The organism is Citrobacter sp. Cb031 (genome assembly GCF_030336725.1).
GTDB classification, from domain to species: Bacteria; Pseudomonadota; Gammaproteobacteria; order Enterobacterales; family Enterobacteriaceae; genus Citrobacter; species Citrobacter braakii.
The window spans coordinates 218,894-237,437 of the sequence record NZ_JAOWDA010000022.1; the positions used below are offsets into that span (position 1 = coordinate 218,894).

Annotated in this window: 19 protein-coding genes; 11 read left to right on the forward strand and 8 right to left on the reverse strand. The window is 52.6% G+C overall.

The annotated features are described in order from the left end of the window. Nucleotides 1–90 precede the first annotated feature (90 nt). The 6 genes from OGV93_RS08445 to ghrB all read left to right on the forward strand — a co-directional run bounded on the left by OGV93_RS08445 (nucleotide 91) and on the right by ghrB (nucleotide 6,010). Nucleotides 91–753: an OmpA family lipoprotein gene (locus OGV93_RS08445; RefSeq protein WP_016157720.1), complete on the forward strand. Its 663-nt coding sequence runs from the start codon at nucleotides 91–93 to the stop codon at nucleotides 751–753. A gap of 101 nt (nucleotides 754–854) precedes the next feature. Then, complete coding sequence (locus OGV93_RS08450; protein ID WP_005133828.1) at nucleotides 855–1,871, forward strand: LacI family DNA-binding transcriptional regulator; 1,017 nt, start codon at nucleotides 855–857, stop codon at nucleotides 1,869–1,871. A 99-nt stretch (nucleotides 1,872–1,970) separates the two neighbouring features. After that, nucleotides 1,971–2,720, forward strand: a complete 750-nt coding sequence (locus OGV93_RS08455; RefSeq protein WP_287109508.1) for a sugar phosphate isomerase/epimerase family protein — start codon at nucleotides 1,971–1,973, stop codon at nucleotides 2,718–2,720. A 3-nt stretch (nucleotides 2,721–2,723) separates the two neighbouring features. Next, nucleotides 2,724–3,662: a sugar kinase gene (locus OGV93_RS08460; protein ID WP_019078077.1), complete on the forward strand. Its 939-nt coding sequence runs from the start codon at nucleotides 2,724–2,726 to the stop codon at nucleotides 3,660–3,662. Nucleotides 3,663–3,732: 70 nt separating this feature from the next. Continuing rightward, a complete protein-coding gene (locus OGV93_RS08465; RefSeq protein ID WP_003827389.1) occupies nucleotides 3,733–5,013 on the forward strand; it encodes an MFS transporter in 1,281 nt (426 codons plus the stop codon). A gap of 22 nt (nucleotides 5,014–5,035) precedes the next feature. Next, nucleotides 5,036–6,010, forward strand: a complete 975-nt coding sequence (gene ghrB / locus OGV93_RS08470; RefSeq protein ID WP_094761604.1) for a glyoxylate/hydroxypyruvate reductase GhrB — start codon at nucleotides 5,036–5,038, stop codon at nucleotides 6,008–6,010. 58 nt (nucleotides 6,011–6,068) lie between these two features. Here ghrB and OGV93_RS08475 read toward each other — a convergent pair whose 3' ends face one another. Further along, nucleotides 6,069–6,779 (reverse strand): DUF3053 domain-containing protein, encoded by a 711-nt coding sequence (locus OGV93_RS08475; protein WP_016154915.1) that lies wholly within the window; start codon nucleotides 6,777–6,779, stop codon nucleotides 6,069–6,071. A 380-nt stretch (nucleotides 6,780–7,159) separates the two neighbouring features. Here OGV93_RS08475 and OGV93_RS08480 point away from each other — a divergent pair, with 380 nt between their 5' ends. The 3 genes from OGV93_RS08480 (at nucleotide 7,160) to cueP (ending at nucleotide 8,670) form a co-directional block, all read left to right on the forward strand. Continuing rightward, complete coding sequence (locus tag OGV93_RS08480; protein ID WP_016157726.1) at nucleotides 7,160–7,450, forward strand: HTH-type transcriptional regulator; 291 nt, start codon at nucleotides 7,160–7,162, stop codon at nucleotides 7,448–7,450. Between the two features lie 280 nt (nucleotides 7,451–7,730). Beyond that, nucleotides 7,731–7,943 carry a transcription antiterminator/RNA stability regulator CspE gene (cspE, locus tag OGV93_RS08485; RefSeq protein WP_000014594.1) on the forward strand — a complete coding sequence of 71 codons (213 nt, stop codon included), beginning with the start codon at nucleotides 7,731–7,733 and terminating at the stop codon, nucleotides 7,941–7,943. Between the two features lie 187 nt (nucleotides 7,944–8,130). Next, nucleotides 8,131–8,670: a copper-binding periplasmic metallochaperone CueP gene (gene cueP, locus OGV93_RS08490; protein ID WP_104651747.1), complete on the forward strand. Its 540-nt coding sequence runs from the start codon at nucleotides 8,131–8,133 to the stop codon at nucleotides 8,668–8,670. 63 nt (nucleotides 8,671–8,733) lie between these two features. Here cueP and glyS read toward each other — a convergent pair whose 3' ends face one another. The 3 genes from glyS to OGV93_RS08505 form a co-directional block, all read right to left on the reverse strand. Then, entirely contained in the window at nucleotides 8,734–10,803 is a 2,070-nt protein-coding gene (glyS, locus tag OGV93_RS08495) for a glycine--tRNA ligase subunit beta (RefSeq protein ID WP_287109509.1), read from the reverse strand. Between the two features lie 9 nt (nucleotides 10,804–10,812). Then, on the reverse strand, nucleotides 10,813–11,724 hold the full coding sequence (glyQ, locus tag OGV93_RS08500; protein WP_001168551.1) for a glycine--tRNA ligase subunit alpha: 912 nt from the start codon (nucleotides 11,722–11,724) through the stop codon (nucleotides 10,813–10,815). Nucleotides 11,725–11,819: 95 nt separating this feature from the next. Beyond that, nucleotides 11,820–12,128: a YsaB family lipoprotein gene (locus OGV93_RS08505; protein WP_016154920.1), complete on the reverse strand. Its 309-nt coding sequence runs from the start codon at nucleotides 12,126–12,128 to the stop codon at nucleotides 11,820–11,822. A 173-nt stretch (nucleotides 12,129–12,301) separates the two neighbouring features. On the opposite strand from OGV93_RS08505, the gene OGV93_RS08510 reads away from it, so the two are divergent. Next, on the forward strand, nucleotides 12,302–13,297 hold the full coding sequence (locus OGV93_RS08510) for an acyltransferase (protein WP_109017937.1): 996 nt from the start codon (nucleotides 12,302–12,304) through the stop codon (nucleotides 13,295–13,297). A 40-nt stretch (nucleotides 13,298–13,337) separates the two neighbouring features. Here OGV93_RS08510 and yiaA read toward each other — a convergent pair whose 3' ends face one another. From yiaA to xylA, 4 genes are all read right to left on the reverse strand, one after another. Then, a complete protein-coding gene (gene yiaA, locus OGV93_RS08515; protein ID WP_142418069.1) occupies nucleotides 13,338–13,775 on the reverse strand; it encodes an inner membrane protein YiaA in 438 nt (145 codons plus the stop codon). Further along, entirely contained in the window at nucleotides 13,776–14,144 is a 369-nt protein-coding gene (gene yiaB / locus OGV93_RS08520; protein WP_047415855.1) for an inner membrane protein YiaB, read from the reverse strand. A 166-nt stretch (nucleotides 14,145–14,310) separates the two neighbouring features. Continuing rightward, nucleotides 14,311–15,765, reverse strand: coding sequence for a xylulokinase (xylB, locus tag OGV93_RS08525; RefSeq protein ID WP_275262206.1), 1,455 nt, complete (start codon nucleotides 15,763–15,765; stop codon nucleotides 14,311–14,313). Nucleotides 15,766–15,836: 71 nt separating this feature from the next. After that, entirely contained in the window at nucleotides 15,837–17,159 is a 1,323-nt protein-coding gene (gene xylA, locus OGV93_RS08530) for a xylose isomerase (RefSeq protein WP_287109510.1), read from the reverse strand. A gap of 365 nt (nucleotides 17,160–17,524) precedes the next feature. On the opposite strand from xylA, the gene xylF reads away from it, so the two are divergent. After that, nucleotides 17,525–18,517 carry a D-xylose ABC transporter substrate-binding protein gene (gene xylF / locus OGV93_RS08535; protein WP_016154926.1) on the forward strand — a complete coding sequence of 331 codons (993 nt, stop codon included), beginning with the start codon at nucleotides 17,525–17,527 and terminating at the stop codon, nucleotides 18,515–18,517. Nucleotides 18,518–18,544: the final 27 nt, after the last annotated feature.

Here is an 18,544-nt window from a genome sequence, read left to right on the forward strand (position 1 = left end):
GTCTTCCCTGGAATTTTCTTCATGTTCACACGTCATAATCAACCGCCACGGTCGCTGTGGCAAAGAAGAAAAAGTCATTAAGGAATTAAGATGAAGAAACGTGTTTTTGTTATTGCTGCCATCGTGAGCGGCGCCCTAGCGGTTTCTGGCTGCACAACAAACCCTTACACCGGAGAACGCGAAGCGGGTAAATCCGGCATTGGCGCGGGTATTGGCTCTCTGGTCGGCGCGGGTATTGGCGCACTCTCTTCTTCGAAGAAAGATCGCGGCAAAGGCGCGCTGATTGGTGCGGCGGCTGGCGCGGCCGTTGGCGGCGGTGTCGGCTATTACATGGACGTGCAGGAAGCAAAACTGCGCGACAAAATGCAGGGAACGGGCGTCAGCGTGACGCGCAGTGGCGATAACATCATCCTGAATATGCCAAATAACGTCACCTTCGACAGCAACAGCAGCAACCTGAAACCTGCGGGTGCCAACACCCTGACAGGCGTGGCAATGGTACTGAAAGAGTACAATAAAACCGCCGTCAACGTGCTCGGCTTCACCGACAGCACCGGCAGTCAGGATCTGAATATGCGCCTGTCGCAACAGCGCGCGGACTCCGTGGCCAGCGCCTTAATCACTCAAGGCGTCGCCGCTAACCGTATCCGCACTCAGGGTATGGGCCCGGCAAACCCGATCGCCAGTAACAGCACGGCGGAAGGTAAAGCACAAAACCGCCGCGTAGAGATCACCTTAAGCCCGCTCCAGTAACGTTTTGTGCCGGATAATGGAAGCGTCTTATCCGGCATGAAGCACTTGCCATCGTTGATTTTCGCGTTAAGGTGTTGTCACCAAATTTAGGGAAATCAGCGATGAGCAAATCAACACGGGCAACCATCAGCGATGTGGCGAAAGCCGCAAAAACCGGCAAGACCAGCATTTCACGCTACCTCAACGGTGAAAAGCACCTGCTTTCCGACGCGCTACTGGCCCGCATTGAACAAGCCATTGCCGATCTCGACTACCGTCCCAGCCTGATGGCAAGAGGCCTGAAACACGGTCGTACCCGTCTGATTGGTCTGATCATCGCCGATATTACTAATCCCTACTCCGTCAACGTGTTAAGCGGGATTGAAGCCGCCTGTCGCGATAAGGGCTTTACCCCGCTGGTGTGTAACACCAACAACGAAGTGGATCAGGAGCTGCATTATCTCGACCTGCTGCGCAGCTACCAGGTCGAAGGGATTGTGGTCAACGCCGTTGGAATGCGCGAAGAGGGGCTGAACCGCCTGCAACAGTCTGCGCTACCGATGGTACTGATTGACCGTAAAATCCCCGATTTTGCCTGTGATATGGTCGGGCTGGATAACACCCAGGCGGCAACGGTTGCCACTGAACATCTGGTCGAGCAAGGTTTTGAAGCCATCCTGTTCCTCAGCGAACCGCTGGGCATGGTGAATACCCGCCGCGAACGCCTGAGCGCTTTTCGCGCCACGCTCGCACAGTACCCCGGCGTTATCGCGCAAAATGCCGAAGTCCCGCTAACGGACAATACGCAACTGGATGACACGCTGCGCCAGTTTCACCAGCAGCATCGGGGGATGCGCAAAGCCGTTATCTCTGCCAACGGCGCTCTCACGCTGCAGGTTGCCCGCGCCCTGAAGCGCATTGGCCTTAACTGGGGCAGCGATATCGGCCTGCTCGGTTTTGACGAACTGGAATGGGCGGAGCTGGCGGGCGTCGGTATCACCACGTTGAAACAACCCACATGGCAGATTGGCTACACCGCCGTTGAGCAGGTTGTACGCCGAATTGATGGCGGCTCTGCTGCCATTCAGGAACAGGTATTCTCCGGCGAGCTGATCGTGCGCGGCTCAACCGCCCGTTAAATTTCCTTCGTGATGGTGATCATAAATTCGACATCATGAGCTTTTCTTTGGAACCGGTTCCATCTAGCGTTATAACAAGAATGCTAGTCTGGAGTTTCCATGAAAAGAAAAATTATGGTGGTTACCGCCGCCTACGGCTACGACCAGGTGCGGGCCGCAGGCGGGCAAACGGCAATGTTGCCCATCATTGCCGAAGCCGGTGCTGACGGCGTCGAAATCCGCCGCGAGTTATTAACCGACGCCGAGCTGAAAACGCTGTCCACAATGGCCTCTGCAATCGAACTCTTCGGCCTGCTGGCCTGTTATTCAGCGCCTGAACCGTTATTCCTTGAGGATGGGAACCTGAATCCCCGACTTCCGCAGCTCCTCGAAGAAGCGCAGGCCCTACAGGCGCTGTGGTTAAAAGTCTCTCTCGGTCATTTTTCCCATACCGAACAGTTCGACGATTTACGTGAATGGCTGGACAACAGCGGCATGGAGCTGGTTGTGGAAAACGATCAGACCGCCTGCGGACGCCTGCAGCCGATGCAACGCTTTAATGAAGCCTGTCAGACGCAAAACCTGCCGATATCTCTGACTTTCGATATGGGCAACTGGCTGTGGGTTGGCGACTCCCCGAAACAGGCCGCGCAGAACCTGGCGGCAACCGTCGGATATATTCATGTCAAAGCCGCAGTTACGCATCGCGATAGCTACCGTGCCGTACCGCCTGATGAAGCAGATTCACGCTGGCTGGCGCTGTTAAAAACGCTGCCCAACGATGTTCCGCGCGGTATTGAGTTCCCCCTGGAAGGGCAGGATTTGACGGCGGTTACCCGCCACTACGTCGAGCTGTTACGCAAGGAGTAACACATGAAAAATTCACTGGATGCGGTCACTATTGGTGAAGCGATGGCGATGTTTGTCGCCACGCAAACCGGCGAACTGACGGATGTAGAGCAGTTTATCAAGCGCGTTGCAGGCGCTGAACTCAACGTGGCGACCGGTCTTGCTCGTCTGGGCCTGAAGGTCGGCTGGGTGAGCCGCGTAGGCAACGACAGTTTTGGTCGTTTTATCGTTAAGTCGCTGGAAAAAGAAGGGATAGATGCGCAGGGAGTTACCCTGGATGGGCGTTACGCTACCGGCTTTCAGCTTAAATCTAAGGTCGAAAATGGAACCGATCCCATCGTGGAGTATTTCCGCAAAGGTTCCGCCGCCAGCCACCTCAGCGTTGAGGATTATCACGAGGACTATTTCGCCAGCGCGCGCCACTTGCACCTGAGCGGCGTGGCGGCAGCGCTTTCTGCCAGCTCCTATGAACTACTGGCGCACACCGCCCGCACGCTGAAAGCCCAGGGGAAGACCATCTCGTTCGACCCAAATTTGCGTCCGGTGCTGTGGAAAAGCGAAGCCGAGATGGTGGAAAAACTGAACCGGCTGGCATTCCAGGCTGACTGGGTTTTACCTGGATTAAAAGAGGGGATGATTTTAACCGGCCAACAGACGCCTGAAGCCATCGCCGACTTTTATCTGCGTCACGGAGTGAAGGCCGTGATCATCAAAACCGGGGCTGATGGTGCCTGGTACAAAACAGCCAGCGGTGAACAAGGTTGCGTTGCACCGGTAAAAGTCGACAACGTGGTCGATACGGTCGGCGCAGGCGATGGCTTTGCCGTGGGCGTTATCAGTGCCCTGCTGGAAGGCCGTTCGCTGCATCAGGCGGTGACCCGCGGCAATAAAATCGGCGCACTGGCCATTCAGGTTCAGGGCGACAGCGAAGGATTACCCACACGTGAACAATTAGGGGAATAAACTCCCGGCCAACTCTGTCTCTGTACCCTACATACAGAGGCGGCGTATCAGCATAACCAGAGGGCAGTCTATGAATAGCTCAACTAATGCAGCAAAACGCTGGTGGTACATTATGCCAATCGTGTTTATCACGTATAGCCTGGCGTACCTTGACCGTGCGAACTTCAGCTTCGCCTCCGCCGCCGGTATCAACGAGGACCTCGGCATTACCAAAGGGATCTCTTCCCTGCTGGGCGCTCTGTTTTTCCTCGGCTATTTCTTCTTTCAGATCCCAGGCGCGATTTACGCAGAACGGCGCAGCGTACGAAAACTGATTTTTGTCTGTCTGATCCTCTGGGGCGCATGCGCGTCGTTAACCGGTATGGTCAGCAATATTCCAATGCTTGCCGCCATCCGCTTTATTCTTGGCGTCGTTGAAGCCGCGGTGATGCCCGCAATGCTGATTTATATCAGCAACTGGTTTACGAAATCCGAGCGCTCGCGCGCTAACACTTTCCTGATCCTCGGTAACCCGGTTACCGTCCTGTGGATGTCTGTGGTTTCCGGTTATCTGATCCAGGCGCTGGGCTGGCGGGAAATGTTTATCATCGAGGGCTTCCCGGCCATCATCTGGGCGTTCTGCTGGTGGGTATTGGTAAAAGACAAACCGTCTCAGGTCGGCTGGCTGTCAGAATCTGAAAAAGCCGCCCTTCAGGCGCAACTGGAAAAAGAGCAGCAAGGCATCAAAGCCGTGCGTAACTATAGCGAGGCCTTCCGCTCACGTAACGTCATCCTGCTGTGCATGCAGTATTTCGCCTGGAGTATTGGCGTCTATGGTTTTGTCCTGTGGCTACCGTCGATTATCCGCAACGGCGGCGCAAATCTGGGCATGGTAGAGGTTGGCTGGCTGTCATCCGTACCTTATCTGGCGGCGACGGCGGCGATGATCCTCGTCTCCTGGGCCTCCGATAAGCTGCAAAACCGTAAACTGTTTGTCTGGCCGCTGTTATTGATAGCCGCTTTCGCTTTTATCGGCTCCTGGGCCGTGGGTGCAGACCACTTCTGGATTTCTTACACGCTGTTAGTTATTGCGGGTGCGGCAATGTACGCCCCATATGGCCCCTTCTTCGCCATCATCCCGGAAATGCTGCCGCGCAACGTCGCCGGGGGTGCAATGGCGCTGATTAACAGCATGGGCGCGCTAGGCTCATTCTTTGGTTCATGGTTTGTCGGCTACCTCAATGGCGCAACCGGCAGCCCATCCGCCTCGTACATTTTTATGGGGGTAGCGCTTTTTGTCTCAGTATGGCTAACTTTAATTGTTAAGCCTGCTAATAATCAGCAATTACCTATTGGCGCACGCCACGCTTAAATTTTAACTTACGGAGATTCGCATGAAGCCGTCCATTATTCTCTATAAAGCGTTACCTGACGATTTACTGCATCGCCTGGAAGAGCATTTTACTGTGACTCATGTGCCTAACCTGCGCCCGGAAACGGTCGCACAGCACGCCGAGGCTTTTGCCAACGCGGAAGGTATGCTGGGTTCCAGTGAAGCCGTCAATACCGCCCTACTGGAGAAAATGCCCAGGCTACGTGCGACATCCACGATTTCCGTAGGCTATGACAACTTCGACGTCGATGCCCTCAACGCGCGCAAGGTGCTGTTGATGCACACGCCAACCGTGCTGACGGAAACTGTCGCCGATACGGTAATGGCGCTGGTGTTAAGCACCGCTCGCCGCGTGGTAGAAGTTGCTGAACGGGTGAAAATTGGCGAATGGACCAAAAGTATCGGGCCGGACTGGTTTGGTACGGATGTACACCACAAAACGCTGGGGATTGTCGGCATGGGCCGTATTGGTCTGGCGCTGGCGCAACGCGCGCATTTTGGTTTTAGCATGCCGATTCTTTATAACGCGCGCCGTCATCACCAGGAGGCGGAAGAACGCTTCAACGCGCGTTACTGCGACCTCGATACGCTGTTGCAGGAGTCCGATTTTGTCTGCCTGATCCTGCCGTTAACCGCAGAAACGCATCATCTGTTTAGTACCGAACAGTTTGCCAAAATGAAGTCCTCCGCCATTTTCATTAACGCCGGGCGTGGGCCAGTGGTCGATGAAAAAGCGCTGATTGCCGCCCTGCAAAGCGGGGAAATTCATGCCGCAGGCCTGGATGTGTTTGAGCAGGAGCCATTACCGGCAGACTCACCGTTATTGGCGCTGCCAAACGTGGTAGCCGTACCGCACATAGGTTCAGCGACGCATGAAACGCGCTATAACATGGCAGCCTGTGCGGTGGATAACTTAATCGATGCGCTGCAAGGACGCGTTGAGAAGAATTGCGTGAACCCGCAGGTCGCGCCATAAACAAAAGGCCGGGTAGCACTTACGCTTACCCGGCCTTTTATGTATTACAGCGCCTTCATTACTGAGCGGCATTCACCGCAGCAGTCCAGGCCTGATTAAATGCCTGATGCTGAGAGGCCAACGGGCCAATCAGCGTGTTGTACTGACTTGCCTGCTGTGAAGTTGGGAACTGGATACCGTTAGCGACAAAGCTCACCTGCGTATCCTGCTGTGCCACAAAATCACCGACCTGCACTAACTGCTGTGTGAAGATTTGCGCGGCAGGGATCAGCGGCTGTAGCGCCTCTGAAGGTACAGTGACGACTTTATTGTAGACCTGGTCAAAGACCGGCTTCAGATCCTCGCCCTGCTTCAGCGCGCCATGCGCAGCATCTGCCTGCAGTTTCGCATTCTGCAACTGTTGCCCTAACACGCCCAGCGCACCATTTGCCTGACGCAGCGGTTCGCGCTGAGTCACATAATCCTGAGGAACACGAATCGCATTTACGCTATCAACCACCGGGCGCAGACCGGAGTCCATTGCCTGATTAACCTGCTGCGAATAGCCATACAGAATCGCGTAATCGGACACAAACGGGCCAAACTGTTTTTTCTGATCGGCGGTCAGCGTTGGTAAACGCTCTCCGCTACGCATTGCAGTATTCTGCAGAAAATCGATAAACGCTTTGCGTTGATCGCCTTCTTTATCAAAACACCCACTCAGGCCAACTACCATTAAGAGCGCCAAAACAGGCGCAAACCAGCGAGAGCAGGACTTACCTGTCGCCATTTTAATACTCCTTTCACCCAAAAATGCGCACAACGACACCCGCGTGCCTGACGTTGACAAGGATAGTCCAGGTCAGCCCCGCAAGATACCCTTTCCGCGTAATCTTGTGGGGGAAAATAACCGCTCCCGCCACCCATCGTTTTGCTAAACAATGCGCCATTTACCACACGACGTCATATTTTAGTCATCTTTACAATCGGGATCGATCGTTCGCAGATCACGACCTTTATCAGTTCGTTAGCCTGCAAAAGATTGTCGACCCCGATCCGCTGAAACGAATCCATCACGCAAACCTAAAATCCGGCTTCATTTTTTCCGACTACTCTTAATGAGCTTCGATGAAATTCACGATCCCGCTGTGTGATTTGTAGGAGTTCTCAATGGAATACAAAGATCCTATGTTTGAACTGCTGAGCAGTCTGGAGCAGATTGTTTTTAAAGATGTATCGCAGACGGTTACTCTGACGCAAAAAACCAACCCTTTCACCGAATTTGAACAGCTACGACGAGGGACAGGTTTAAAAACAGATGATTTTGCCCGGGTGATGGGCGTGACGGTCGCGACGGTTCATGAATGGGAGTCTAAACGCGTAAAGCCTTCCAATACCGAATTGAAGTTAATGCGCCTGATTCAGGCAGACCCAAGATTAAGTAAGCAACTGATGGATTGAACTATTTTTCAATTTTACTTATGAACGGTCCTGTAAAAGGGCCGTTCCCTTAAGGGGGGTTATCCACAAAAAAGAAAATAGTAGTTGCATCCACATGCGTAAAATGAGTTAATGCCCTCAACGGTTTGACGTACAGACCATTACAGCAGTTAGTAAGGCAAGTCCCTTCAAGAGTTATCGTTGATACCCTTCGTAGTGAGCATTTCCTTTACTGTTAAAAAATCTGTAAAGCACGCCATATCGCCGAAAGGCACACTTATTTTTTAAAAGGTAATACACTATGTCCGGTAAAATGACTGGTATCGTAAAATGGTTCAACGCTGACAAAGGTTTCGGCTTCATCACTCCTGACGATGGCTCTAAAGACGTGTTCGTACACTTCTCTGCTATCCAGAACGATGGCTACAAATCTCTGGACGAAGGTCAGAAAGTTTCCTTCACCATCGAAAGCGGCGCTAAAGGCCCGGCAGCTGGCAACGTAACCAGCCTGTAAGCTTAAAAAGCTCAAAATTCTGAATCCCTGCCAAACGGCGGGGATTTTTTTTATCTGTACTTCGCAAGACTCCCCGCCCAAACGCTTCTTTGCATTACTTTACCCGTCCTCCCTTTGACCTTTCCCTAAGGGCAAGCTTTATAGTGAGCCAGTCTGTATTCCACAATATTCACAAGGAATTGAAGTTATGTCGAAATCCTCACTGCTGCTGGTTTTAGGTTTGCTCACAACCGGTAGCGCGTTCGCAGCAACTCCGGAAGCTGCTTTTCTGGCGGAACACGGGCTCAGCGGTAAATCCGTCGAGCAAATCGTCGAGACCATTGACCAGTCGCCACAGAACCGCCCGCTGCCGTACTCAGCATCTATCACCAGTACCGAACTGAAGCTCTCTTCGGGCGATCAGATTTATACCCTACCGCTCGGTGACAAGTTCTATCTGTCATTTGCCCCCTATGAATGGCAAACACATCCTTGCTTCAACCACAGCCTTTCTGGCTGCCAGGGCGAAATGCCGGAGAAGGCATTCAATGTCAAAGTGACGGATAACAAGGGTGAGGTGATGGTACAAAAAGTGATGAAGAGTGGTCGAAATGGCTTCGTCGGGGTATGGCTACCGCGCAATATGGCAGGCACAATCGCGGTAAGTTACAACGGTAAAACGGCAGAGTATCCCATCAAGACGATGGAAGACAGCCAGACCTGTCTGACAAAATTACAGCTGCGCTAACAACATACAAAAAAGCCGGATGGCACAATGCTTATCCGGCTTTTCAAAGTCAGCTCAGGAGCGTTACTGCAGCAGAGAAATATCCGCTACGCGCAGGAACAGTTCGCGCAGTTTTGCGAGCATAGACAGACGGTTAATACGCAGATCTTTATCTTCCACGTTGACCATCACTTTCTCGAAGAACGCATCAACCGGTTCACGCAGTTCCGCCAACTCAACCAGCGCTTCCTGGTAACGACCAGTTGCAAAGACAGGCTCCAGCTTATCGCGCAGCACCACAACCTGCAGCGCCAGCGCAATTTCTTCCGGCTCTTTCAGCGTTGCCGAATTTACGCGGTCATTCAGCGTCTCTTCAGACTTCGCCAGGATGTTCGATACACGCTTGTTCGCTGCAGCCAGCGCGGACGCGGCTTCCAGCGTACGGAAGTGCGAAACCGCCTTCATACGTGCGTCGAAATCAGCCGGACGAGTCGGACGACGCGCCAGTACTGCCTGAATGGTATCGACGGTGTAACCTTCATCCTGATACCAGGCGCGGAAGCGACCGAGCATAAAGTCGATCACATCATCCACCACGTTGGAGTTAGTCAGCTTGTCGCCATACAGACGAACCGCTTCTTCGGTCAACGTTTGTAGATCCAGATTCAGGTTCTTCTCAACGATGATACGCAGTACGCCCAGCGCGGCACGACGCAGCGCAAACGGGTCTTTGTCGCCTTTCGGATGCTGACCGATACCGAAGATACCCGCCAGTGTGTCCATCTTATCGGCAATCGCCACGGCACAGGCAACCGGGTTAGACGGCAGGTCATCACCGGCAAAACGCGGCTGATACTGCTCGTTCAGCGCCACAGCGACATCTTCCGCTTCACCATCGTGACGCGCGTAGTGCATGCCCATCACGCCCTGGGTATCGGTGAACTCGAAGACCATGTTGGTCATCAGGTCACACTTGGACAGCAGGCCAGCACGCGTTGCGTGGTTAACGTCAGCGCCAATCTGACCAGCAATCCAGCCCGCCAGCGCCTGGATACGGTCAGTCTTGTCGCGCAGCGTACCCAGTTGCTGTTGGAACAGCACGGTTTGCAGACGCGGCAGATGGTCTTCCAGACGTTTTTTACGGTCAGTATTGAAGAAGAATTCGGCATCCGCCAGACGCGGACGAACCACCTTCTCGTTACCGGAGATGATTTGCTGCGGGTCTTTGGATTCGATGTTGGCAACGAAGATAAAATTCGGCAGCAGTTTGCCGTCGTTCGCGTATACCGGGAAGTACTTCTGGTCACCTTTCATGGTGTGAACCAGCGCTTCGGACGGAACAGCGAGGAATTTCTCTTCGAACTTCGCGGTCAGCACGACCGGCCATTCCACCAGCGAGGTGACTTCTTCCAGCAGGCTTTCACTCAGATCGGCGTTGCCGCCAATTTTACGCGCCGCGTCTTCGGCATCGGCTTTGATTTTGGCTTTACGCTCAGCGTAATCCGCAATCACTTTGCCGCGCTCACGCAGAATTTCTGGGTACTGATCGGCATTATCGATGGTGAACTCCGGCTCGCCCATAAAGCGATGCCCGCGGATCACGCGATCGGACTGAATACCCAGAATAGTTGCCGGAATAACTTTGTCGCCCAGCAGCAACGTCACGGTGTGAACCGGACGCACGAAGTGAACGTCAGACGCGCCCCAGCGCATCAGTTTCGGGATCGGCAGCTTAGCCAGTGAGGTGGCGATCATATTCGGCAGCAACGCTTCAGCGCTTTCGCCTTTCACATGCGCGCGATACAGCAGCCACTCGCCTTTGTCGGTGGTCAGACGCTCAGCCTGATCAACCGTGATGCCACAGCCACGCGCCCAACCTTCAGCCGCTTTGCTCGGTTTACCTTCGGCGTCAAACGCCTGGGCGATAGCCGGGCCGCGTTTTTCTACTTCACGGTCGGGTTGTGCTTCAGCCAGGGCAGCGACTTTCAACGCCAGACGACGCGGCGCGGCGAACCACTCCACGTTGCCGTGCGCGATGCCAGCATTATCCAGCTCCGCGGTAAAGTTCGCAGCAAAGGACTCAGCCAGGCTGCGCAGTGCTTTTGGTGGCAGCTCTTCAGTGCCGATTTCCACCAGAAAAGTTTTCTCAGACATGGCCGCCTCTTATTTGTCTTTGTTGCACATCGGGAAGCCAAGGGCTTCACGGGAAGCGTAGTAAGCTTCTGCCACTGCTTTGGTCAGGGTGCGAATACGCAGGATATAGCGCTGACGCTCGGTGACGGAGATGGCTTTACGCGCATCCAGCAGGTTGAAGCTATGGGCGGCTTTCAGAATACGTTCATACGCAGGCAGCGGCAGCGGATTTTCCAGCGCCAGCAACTGCTGCGCTTCTTTCTCGTACTGCTCGAAGCAGGTGAACAGGAAGTCCACGTCGGCGTATTCGAAGTTGTAGGTGGATTGCTCCACTTCGTTCTGATGGAACACGTCGCCGTAAGTGGTTTTACCCAGCGGGCCGTCGCTCCAGACCAGGTCGTAAACGCTGTCTACGCCCTGAATGTACATGGCCAGACGTTCCAGACCGTAGGTAATTTCCCCGGTCACTGGTTTACATTCCAGACCACCAACCTGCTGGAAGTAGGTGAACTGCGTGACTTCCATGCCGTTCAGCCACACTTCCCAACCCAGACCCCAGGCACCCAGCGTTGGGTTTTCCCAGTTATCTTCCACGAAACGGATATCGTGAATGGTCGGGTCCATACCCAGCTCTTTCAGAGAACCCAGGTACAGCTCCTGAATGTTGTCCGGAGACGGCTTAATCACTACCTGGAACTGATAGTAGTGCTGTAAGCGGTTCGGGTTTTCGCCATAGCGGCCGTCGGTCGGACGACGAGAAGGCTGCACATAAGCAGTCGCCATCGGTTCCGGCCCCAGCGCCCGCAGGCAGGTCATTGGGTGAGATGTCCCTGCGCCGACTTCCATGTCCAATGGTTGAACGATGGTGCAGCCCTGGCGAGCCCAGTAATCCTGTAAGGTCAGGATCAAGCCCTGGAAGGTCCTGGTATCAAACTTTTGCATATTATTTCGTGCTGGATACGTGTGGATTTAAAGGAAGCGGTCAGTATACCCGCTGGCTGCAAGATATACAGTACGAAACGGGAAAAAGGGGGAACTTAGCGCATGGAAAGGTGTAAAAACTGCCCGTCTGCATCAAAAGAGCAGACAAAACTCTCTTTACGGAAGGTAGAACCACGCATCTCATAGCTGCCCTGAAATTGTTCCAGACCGGAGATATCAATTTTCTGCACACCAGTGTTGTAGATTTGTGCCGCCTCATTTTTACACAGTGACTCCATATCCAGCGAACGTGTTGCACTGACTTTGATCTTTTGCGCCTTCTGCGCGGGTGCAGGCGGCTGGGTGTCGGCGCACGCAACCAGTAAAAGGGTAACGATCGCGGAAAAGAAATACTTCATCATCATTTTATTAGCGCCTGGTTTGCTGGTCAGTCTTATTATTAAGTGTCTGGAAACGGATGCTATTTTGAGAATCTCATCAGACCATCTCAAGCTTTAGCGTAAGAACTCGGATTTTTCCAGTGAGCTACGCTCGCAAAATTTCGGTCAGACTTTTTTTAATGAATACAGAGGAACTGATGCAGCCCAAAATATTCTGGATTGATAACCTGCGCGGGATAGCCTGTCTCATGGTTGTGATGATCCACACCACGGCCTGGTACATCACCAATGCGCAAAGCGTCAGCCCATTGAATTGGGATCTGGCCAATGTGCTCAATTCAGCTTCTCGCGTCAGCGTCCCGTTGTTCTTTATGATTTCGGGCTATCTGTTTTTTGGCGAGCGCAGCGCCAAACCGCGCCATTTCATGCGCATTGCGCTCTGCATCCTGTTTTACAGCAGCGTGGCGCTGGCCTACATCCTGCTGTTTACCTCGATCAACGCTGAGCTGTCGCTGAAAAACCTGCTGCAAAAGCCGGTGTTCTATCACCTGTGGTTTTTCTTCGCGATCGCCGTAATCTACCTGGTTTCCCCGCTGATACAGGTAAAAAATATCAGCGGCAAGATGCTGCTGGCGCTTATGGTGGTGATTGGGGTGATTGCCAATCCCAATACCGTCTCACAAAAAATTGGCGGTTTTGAGTGGCTTCCCATCAACCTGTACATCAGTGGCGACACGTTCTACTACATCGTGTACGGTATGCTAGGCCGAGCGATTGGTATGATGGATACGCACAAGCGCGCACTTACCTGGCTCTGTGCGGCGTTGTTTATCATCGCAGTGTTTATTATTTCTCGAGGCACGTTGCATGAACTGCGTTGGCGAGGCAATTTTGCCGATACCTGGTATCTCTATTGCGGCCCGGCGGTGTTTATTTGTGCTGCCTCCCTCCTGACGCTGGTCAAAAATACGCTCAGTACGCGCACTCTGCCGGTACTGGGCCTTATTTCCCGCCACTCCCTGGGCATTTATGGCTTTCATGCGCTGATCATTCACGCGCTACGCACCAACGGTGTAGAACTCAAAAACTGGCCGCCGCTGGATATGTTATGGATTTTTAGCGCCACGCTAGCGGGAAGTTTACTGTTGTCTGTATTGTTGCAGCGCATCGATACGCGCAGACTGGTGAGCTAACAATAAAAGCCCTCGATCGGTAACCATCGAGGGCATACGATCACTCCGTAAAATCGTCTGCGACTGCCAGCGTTTCTTTTGGATGCTCAAAGTCACTATCACGGATATTTTTCTGCACCGCAACGGTACCAAACAGGCTTAAAAAGAAGGCCAGGCCGTAAAACCCTTTCTCGTTTAGCAGCAGCGTGGCATTCCACAAACCGATAACCAACAATGCAACCGCAATAATAAACGCGGCAAGACAGGTTATGTAGTAAATCGGCGTAGTCGGGATCCCCTCATATTTATCCCGTACCGTCTTTTGATACGACGCAGCAGAAAACAAACCAAGCACCAAAACAGCAAAGTAATACCCCTTTTCGTTCAACTGCATATCGGCATTCCACAATCCCAGCAGATAAACCACAATGCCGCCGAGAAGCGCGACCCATGACACAATACTAAATGCCGGTGAATAAGTTGATGTCCTGTTTTCCATTTAGAGTTCCGGTCCTTTAGATAAATATTCTGCTGAACGCATGAGTAAAACTTGCCCCAGTAAACATACGATGAATGCCAGCGGGAACAGCCCCTTTTCGAGGGGTGATAATGGGACATTCAATACGCCCACCAACAGCACCCCTACCGTGATGAGCGCCACCATCTGACATACAGAGGCGAAGTGTTCATCGTTCTGATTGAGATTTTCTGCACGCTGATAAACGTACGTCACAAACATTCCCGTCATCAGCACGGCAAAAAAATAGCCTTTGCTACTCAATAACGGGCATGCCCGCCATAAGCCAATAACGTAAATCAATGCACCAGAGAAGAATAATATCCATGGCAACAGCCTTGTCGTCTTCATTGGGACCTCCTTATCCATCATGGATACAATATGAATAACCCGCTAAAGACAACACAGAAAAGGTCACTACGCCGGACTTTCAGAATAAATTCATGCGCGCTAATTATTAATTAGATTGAAATATATATTTGATAAATCCCCTCTGTTTATCAGAGGGGATTTAGGGTCAGGACATCAGCGGTTGTAATTGCTGATAGATTCGGCGGAAGGTTTCCCGACGCTGTTGGTAAAGGGCATGGCGCTCGGCATCAGGATAATGCGCCTGCTCCAGCGTAAGCTGAGGTAGAAGGTCTGATAATGGCTGCTGCGGATTAATGGCAATTTGCGCCAGACGCGCCGCACCGAGAGCAGGACCAACATCGCCGCCGGTACGGTAATCCAACTGCAATCCGCTGATGTCAGACAGCATCTGACGCCAGTATTCGCTGCGCGCCCCGCCGCCAATCAGCGTAATGCTGGAGGGCTGCACGCCGCAGGCGTGTACCACGTCCATACCCTCAGCCAATGCAAAACCAACGCCTTCCAGCACCGCCTGTGCCAGCTCCGCCGGACCATGCTGATGCGTCAGACCGAAAAATACGCCCTTCGCCTGCGGGTTGTTGTGCGGCGTACGTTCACCGGACAGATAGGGTAAAAACCAGACCGGCTCAGCGTGTTCATCCGCCTGTTGCGCTGCGGCAATCAACGCAGGAACGCTCGCCAGTCCGGTTAATTTTGCCGCCCAGTCCAGGCAGGATGCCGCACTTAACATCACGGACATCAGGTGCCATCGTTCAGGCAATGCATGGCAAAAGCTATGGACCGCGCTTTCCGGTTTGCTGAGAAAGCCGTCGCTGACCGCAAAATAGACCCCGGAAGTACCCAGCGATAGCATCGCCTGACCGGCATTCATCATGCCCACGCCAACTGCCCCCGCTGCGTTATCCCCGCCTCCGGCGACCACCGCAACCTCCTGCATTCCCCAGGCCCTGGCGACTGCTGGCAACAATGTTCCGGTAATCTCACTGCCTTCATAGAGCGCAGGCATATGCGCACGAGTCAGCTTACAGGCTTCCAGCATGACATCACTCCAATCACGCTTCGCAACATCCAGCCACAGGGTACCAGCCGCATCAGACATATCGCTGGCGAAATCGCCGGTCATACGCAGGCGCAGGTAATCTTTCGGCAGCAGGACTTTATCAACCCGGCTAAAAATCTCCGGTTCGTGGCGCTGTACCCACAGCAGCTTTGGCGCGGTAAAGCCAGGCATCATCAGGTTGCCGGTGATGGCACGAGACTGCGGAACCAGGCTCTCCAGCATGACGCACTCTTCGGCGCAGCGACCATCGTTCCACAGGATAGCCGGGCGCAATACCTTCTGTTGTGCATCCAGTAGCGTCGCGCCGTGCATCTGTCCGGCAATCCCCAACGCTTTCACCTCGCGAAGTGAATGCTGCCGACCCAGGGCTTTCACAGCACGATCCGTTGCCAGCCACCACTGCTCTGGGTCTTGTTCTGACCATAACGGGTGCGGGCGCGAGACGGTGAGTTTCTCCGTTTGCGAAGCGACCACATCGCCCTGCTCATTGAGCAGAATGGCCTTTACGCCTGATGTGCCAAGATCTATCCCGATATACATAGGGCATCGTTCCTTAAAGAAAGGCCCGGTCGCGCGAGCTGACCGGGCTTACGGACATGCTCAGAGACCCGTTATTTGTCGAACAAATAATGGTTCACCAGATTTTCCAGCAATTCCTGATGACCGCTCTGGTGCACTGGCGCCAGGTTGTGTTGTTCAGCGTACTGCGCAATTTCCGTCAGCGTCATCTGCCCTTTCAGAATTTGCTGGCCCAGCTCACCATTCCAACCGGCATAACGTTTAGCCACGCGCTGATCCAGACCACCGTCTTCAATCATACGCGCCGCAATTTTCAGCGACAGCGCCATGGTATCCATCGCACCAATATGACCATAGAACAGATCGTATTTATCGGTACTCTGACGACGAACCTTGGCATCGAAGTTCAGGCCACCGGTGGTGAAGCCGCCGGCTTTCAGGATTTCGTACATCACCAACGCATTCTCTTCTACGCTGTTCGGGAACTGGTCAGTATCCCAGCCCAGTTGTGCGTCCCCACGGTTGGCATCGACAGAGCCAAACAGACCCAGCGCGATAGCGGTGGCGATTTCGTGATGGAACGAGTGACCCGCCAGCGTGGCGTGGTTGGCTTCGATATTCAGTTTGATCTCTTTTTCCAGACCGAACTGCTTGAGGAATCCGTATACGGTCGCCGCATCGTAATCGTACTGGTGCTTGGTCGGTTCCTGCGGCTTCGGCTCGATAAGCAAAGTGCCCTGGAAACCGGTTTTGTGTTTGTGTTCCACGACCAGTTGCATGAAGCGACCAATTTGCTCACGTTCCTGCCGCAGATCGGTATTCAGCAGCGTTTCATAGCCTTCACGACCGCCCCACAGAACGTAGTTTTCACCGCCTAATTTATGCGTGGCATCCATAGCCGTAACCACCTGAGTGGCGGCCCAGCTGAACACTTCCGGATCCGGGTTCGTGGCCGCGCCCGCGCCGTAACGTGGGTTGGTGAAGCAGTTTGCCGTTCCCCACAGCAGCTTCACGCCGCTCTGTTCCTGTTTTGCCGCCAGTACATCAACCATCTGCGCAAAATTGTTTTTGTACTCTTTCAGCGACGCGCCTTCCGGCGAGACATCCACGTCATGGAAGCAGTAGTAGGGCACGTTCAGCTTGTGGAAAAACTCGAACGCCACGTCCGCCTTGCGCTTCGCTAATTCCAGCGCTTCACCGGGCTGCTGCCACGGGCGATTAAATGCACCAACACCAAACATATCTGCACCATTCCAGCAGAAAGTGTGCCAGTAGCAGGCAGCAAACCGCAGGTGATCTTCCATACGCTTGCCTAACACTAACTCATCAGAGTTGTAGTGGTGAAATGCTAATGGATTAGTTGATTTGGTGCCTTCATAACGAACGCGCTCAAGCTGGTCAAAATAGGCTGGCATAATGAACTCCATAATCAGGTAATGCGGCGGGTGATGGATAATGTCGTAATATTGGGCACTCCCCACCCATTGCTCAATTATGTTATTTCATACTGCCATTGAGATAATTCACAAGTGTGCGCTACTTCTCAAAATAAAATCTGAACAATTTAAAAATTGTTACTTATCAAACTTAAATGCAACCCAGGTAACGAATCATTTAAAATACGATCCCGGTCATAAATCAAGAAATAAACCAAAAAACGTAATTGGAAGATAAAAATCTATAATTGCCTTCCCGCCGTTACCTGTTAAAACTCTGCTACGTCTTATGCTGTGATTGTTACTTTTACTGCTGTTTCCCCCCTACAAAAGGCATCACGATTATGAAGATGAAGAACATTTTACTTGCTGTTTGCACATCCCTTTTACTCACCAGTGTCGCAGGTCATGCCAAAGAAGTAAAAATCGGTATGGCGATTGATGATCTCCGCCTGGAACGCTGGCAGAAAGATCGCGATATTTTCGTCAACAAAGCTGAATCGCTTGGTGCGAAAGTATTTGTACAATCGGCGAATGGTAATGAAGAAACCCAAATGTCGCAGATTGAAAACATGATAAACCGGGGCGTGGATGTCCTTGTGATAATCCCTTACAACGGCCAGGTATTAAGCAATGTTATCAAAGAAGCAAAACAAGAAGGGATCAAGGTGCTGGCTTACGATCGCATGATCAATGATGCTGACATCGATTTTTATATCTCTTTCGATAATGAAAAAGTAGGTGAATTACAGGCTCAATCATTAGTCAATATTGTTCCCGAAGGGAATTATTTCCTGATGGGTGGCTCACCCGTTGATAACAACGCGAAGCTGTTCCGCGCTGGACAAATGAAAGTATTAAAACCTTATATCGACAGCGGAAAAATTAAGGTGGTGGGCGATCAATGGGTTGACGGCTGGTTACCGGAGAATGCGTTGAAGATTATGGAAAATGCGCTAACCGCCAACAATAACAAAATTGACGCAGTAGTTGCCTCAAATGACGCCACAGCTGGCGGTGCGATTCAGGCGCTGAGTGCGCAAGGATTATCAGGAAAAGTCGCTATTTCCGGACAAGATGCAGACCTTGCAGGCATCAAGCGCATTGTCGCCGGGACTCAAACCATGACGGTTTATAAACCTATTACATTGCTCGCAAATACCGCTGCGGAAATCGCCGTCGAACTGGGAAATGATCAACAGCCTAAAGCAGATACTTCGCTGAATAATGGCCTGAAAGATGTCCCTTCCCGACTACTCACACCTATTGATGTTAACAAAGACAATATTAACGAGACCGTCATTAAAGACGGATTCCACAAGAAAAGCGATCTGTAAGCCATGTGCCCTCTGCAAATCAGAGGG

What these genes read in the sequence shown, in the direction of transcription:
- OGV93_RS08480 (WP_016157726.1), top strand. Translation starts at nt 7,160, where the DNA reads ATGGAATACAAAGATCCTATGTTTGAACTGCTGAGCAGTCTGGAGCAG.
- glyS (WP_287109509.1), bottom strand. Translation starts at nt 10,803, where the DNA reads ATGTCTGAGAAAACTTTTCTGGTGGAAATCGGCACTGAAGAGCTGCCA.
- yiaA (WP_142418069.1), bottom strand. Translation starts at nt 13,775, where the DNA reads ATGGAAAACAGGACATCAACTTATTCACCGGCATTTAGTATTGTGTCA.
- cspE (WP_000014594.1), top strand. Translation starts at nt 7,731, where the DNA reads ATGTCCGGTAAAATGACTGGTATCGTAAAATGGTTCAACGCTGACAAA.
- glyQ (WP_001168551.1), bottom strand. Translation starts at nt 11,724, where the DNA reads ATGCAAAAGTTTGATACCAGGACCTTCCAGGGCTTGATCCTGACCTTA.
- OGV93_RS08475 (WP_016154915.1), bottom strand. Translation starts at nt 6,779, where the DNA reads ATGGCGACAGGTAAGTCCTGCTCTCGCTGGTTTGCGCCTGTTTTGGCG.
- OGV93_RS08455 (WP_287109508.1), top strand. Translation starts at nt 1,971, where the DNA reads ATGAAAAGAAAAATTATGGTGGTTACCGCCGCCTACGGCTACGACCAG.
- yiaB (WP_047415855.1), bottom strand. Translation starts at nt 14,144, where the DNA reads ATGAAGACGACAAGGCTGTTGCCATGGATATTATTCTTCTCTGGTGCA.
- xylF (WP_016154926.1), top strand. Translation starts at nt 17,525, where the DNA reads ATGAAGATGAAGAACATTTTACTTGCTGTTTGCACATCCCTTTTACTC.
- xylB (WP_275262206.1), bottom strand. Translation starts at nt 15,765, where the DNA reads ATGTATATCGGGATAGATCTTGGCACATCAGGCGTAAAGGCCATTCTG.
- xylA (WP_287109510.1), bottom strand. Translation starts at nt 17,159, where the DNA reads ATGCCAGCCTATTTTGACCAGCTTGAGCGCGTTCGTTATGAAGGCACC.
- OGV93_RS08460 (WP_019078077.1), top strand. Translation starts at nt 2,724, where the DNA reads ATGAAAAATTCACTGGATGCGGTCACTATTGGTGAAGCGATGGCGATG.
- cueP (WP_104651747.1), top strand. Translation starts at nt 8,131, where the DNA reads ATGTCGAAATCCTCACTGCTGCTGGTTTTAGGTTTGCTCACAACCGGT.
- OGV93_RS08445 (WP_016157720.1), top strand. Translation starts at nt 91, where the DNA reads ATGAAGAAACGTGTTTTTGTTATTGCTGCCATCGTGAGCGGCGCCCTA.
- OGV93_RS08465 (WP_003827389.1), top strand. Translation starts at nt 3,733, where the DNA reads ATGAATAGCTCAACTAATGCAGCAAAACGCTGGTGGTACATTATGCCA.
- OGV93_RS08450 (WP_005133828.1), top strand. Translation starts at nt 855, where the DNA reads ATGAGCAAATCAACACGGGCAACCATCAGCGATGTGGCGAAAGCCGCA.
- OGV93_RS08505 (WP_016154920.1), bottom strand. Translation starts at nt 12,128, where the DNA reads ATGATGATGAAGTATTTCTTTTCCGCGATCGTTACCCTTTTACTGGTT.
- ghrB (WP_094761604.1), top strand. Translation starts at nt 5,036, where the DNA reads ATGAAGCCGTCCATTATTCTCTATAAAGCGTTACCTGACGATTTACTG.
- OGV93_RS08510 (WP_109017937.1), top strand. Translation starts at nt 12,302, where the DNA reads ATGCAGCCCAAAATATTCTGGATTGATAACCTGCGCGGGATAGCCTGT.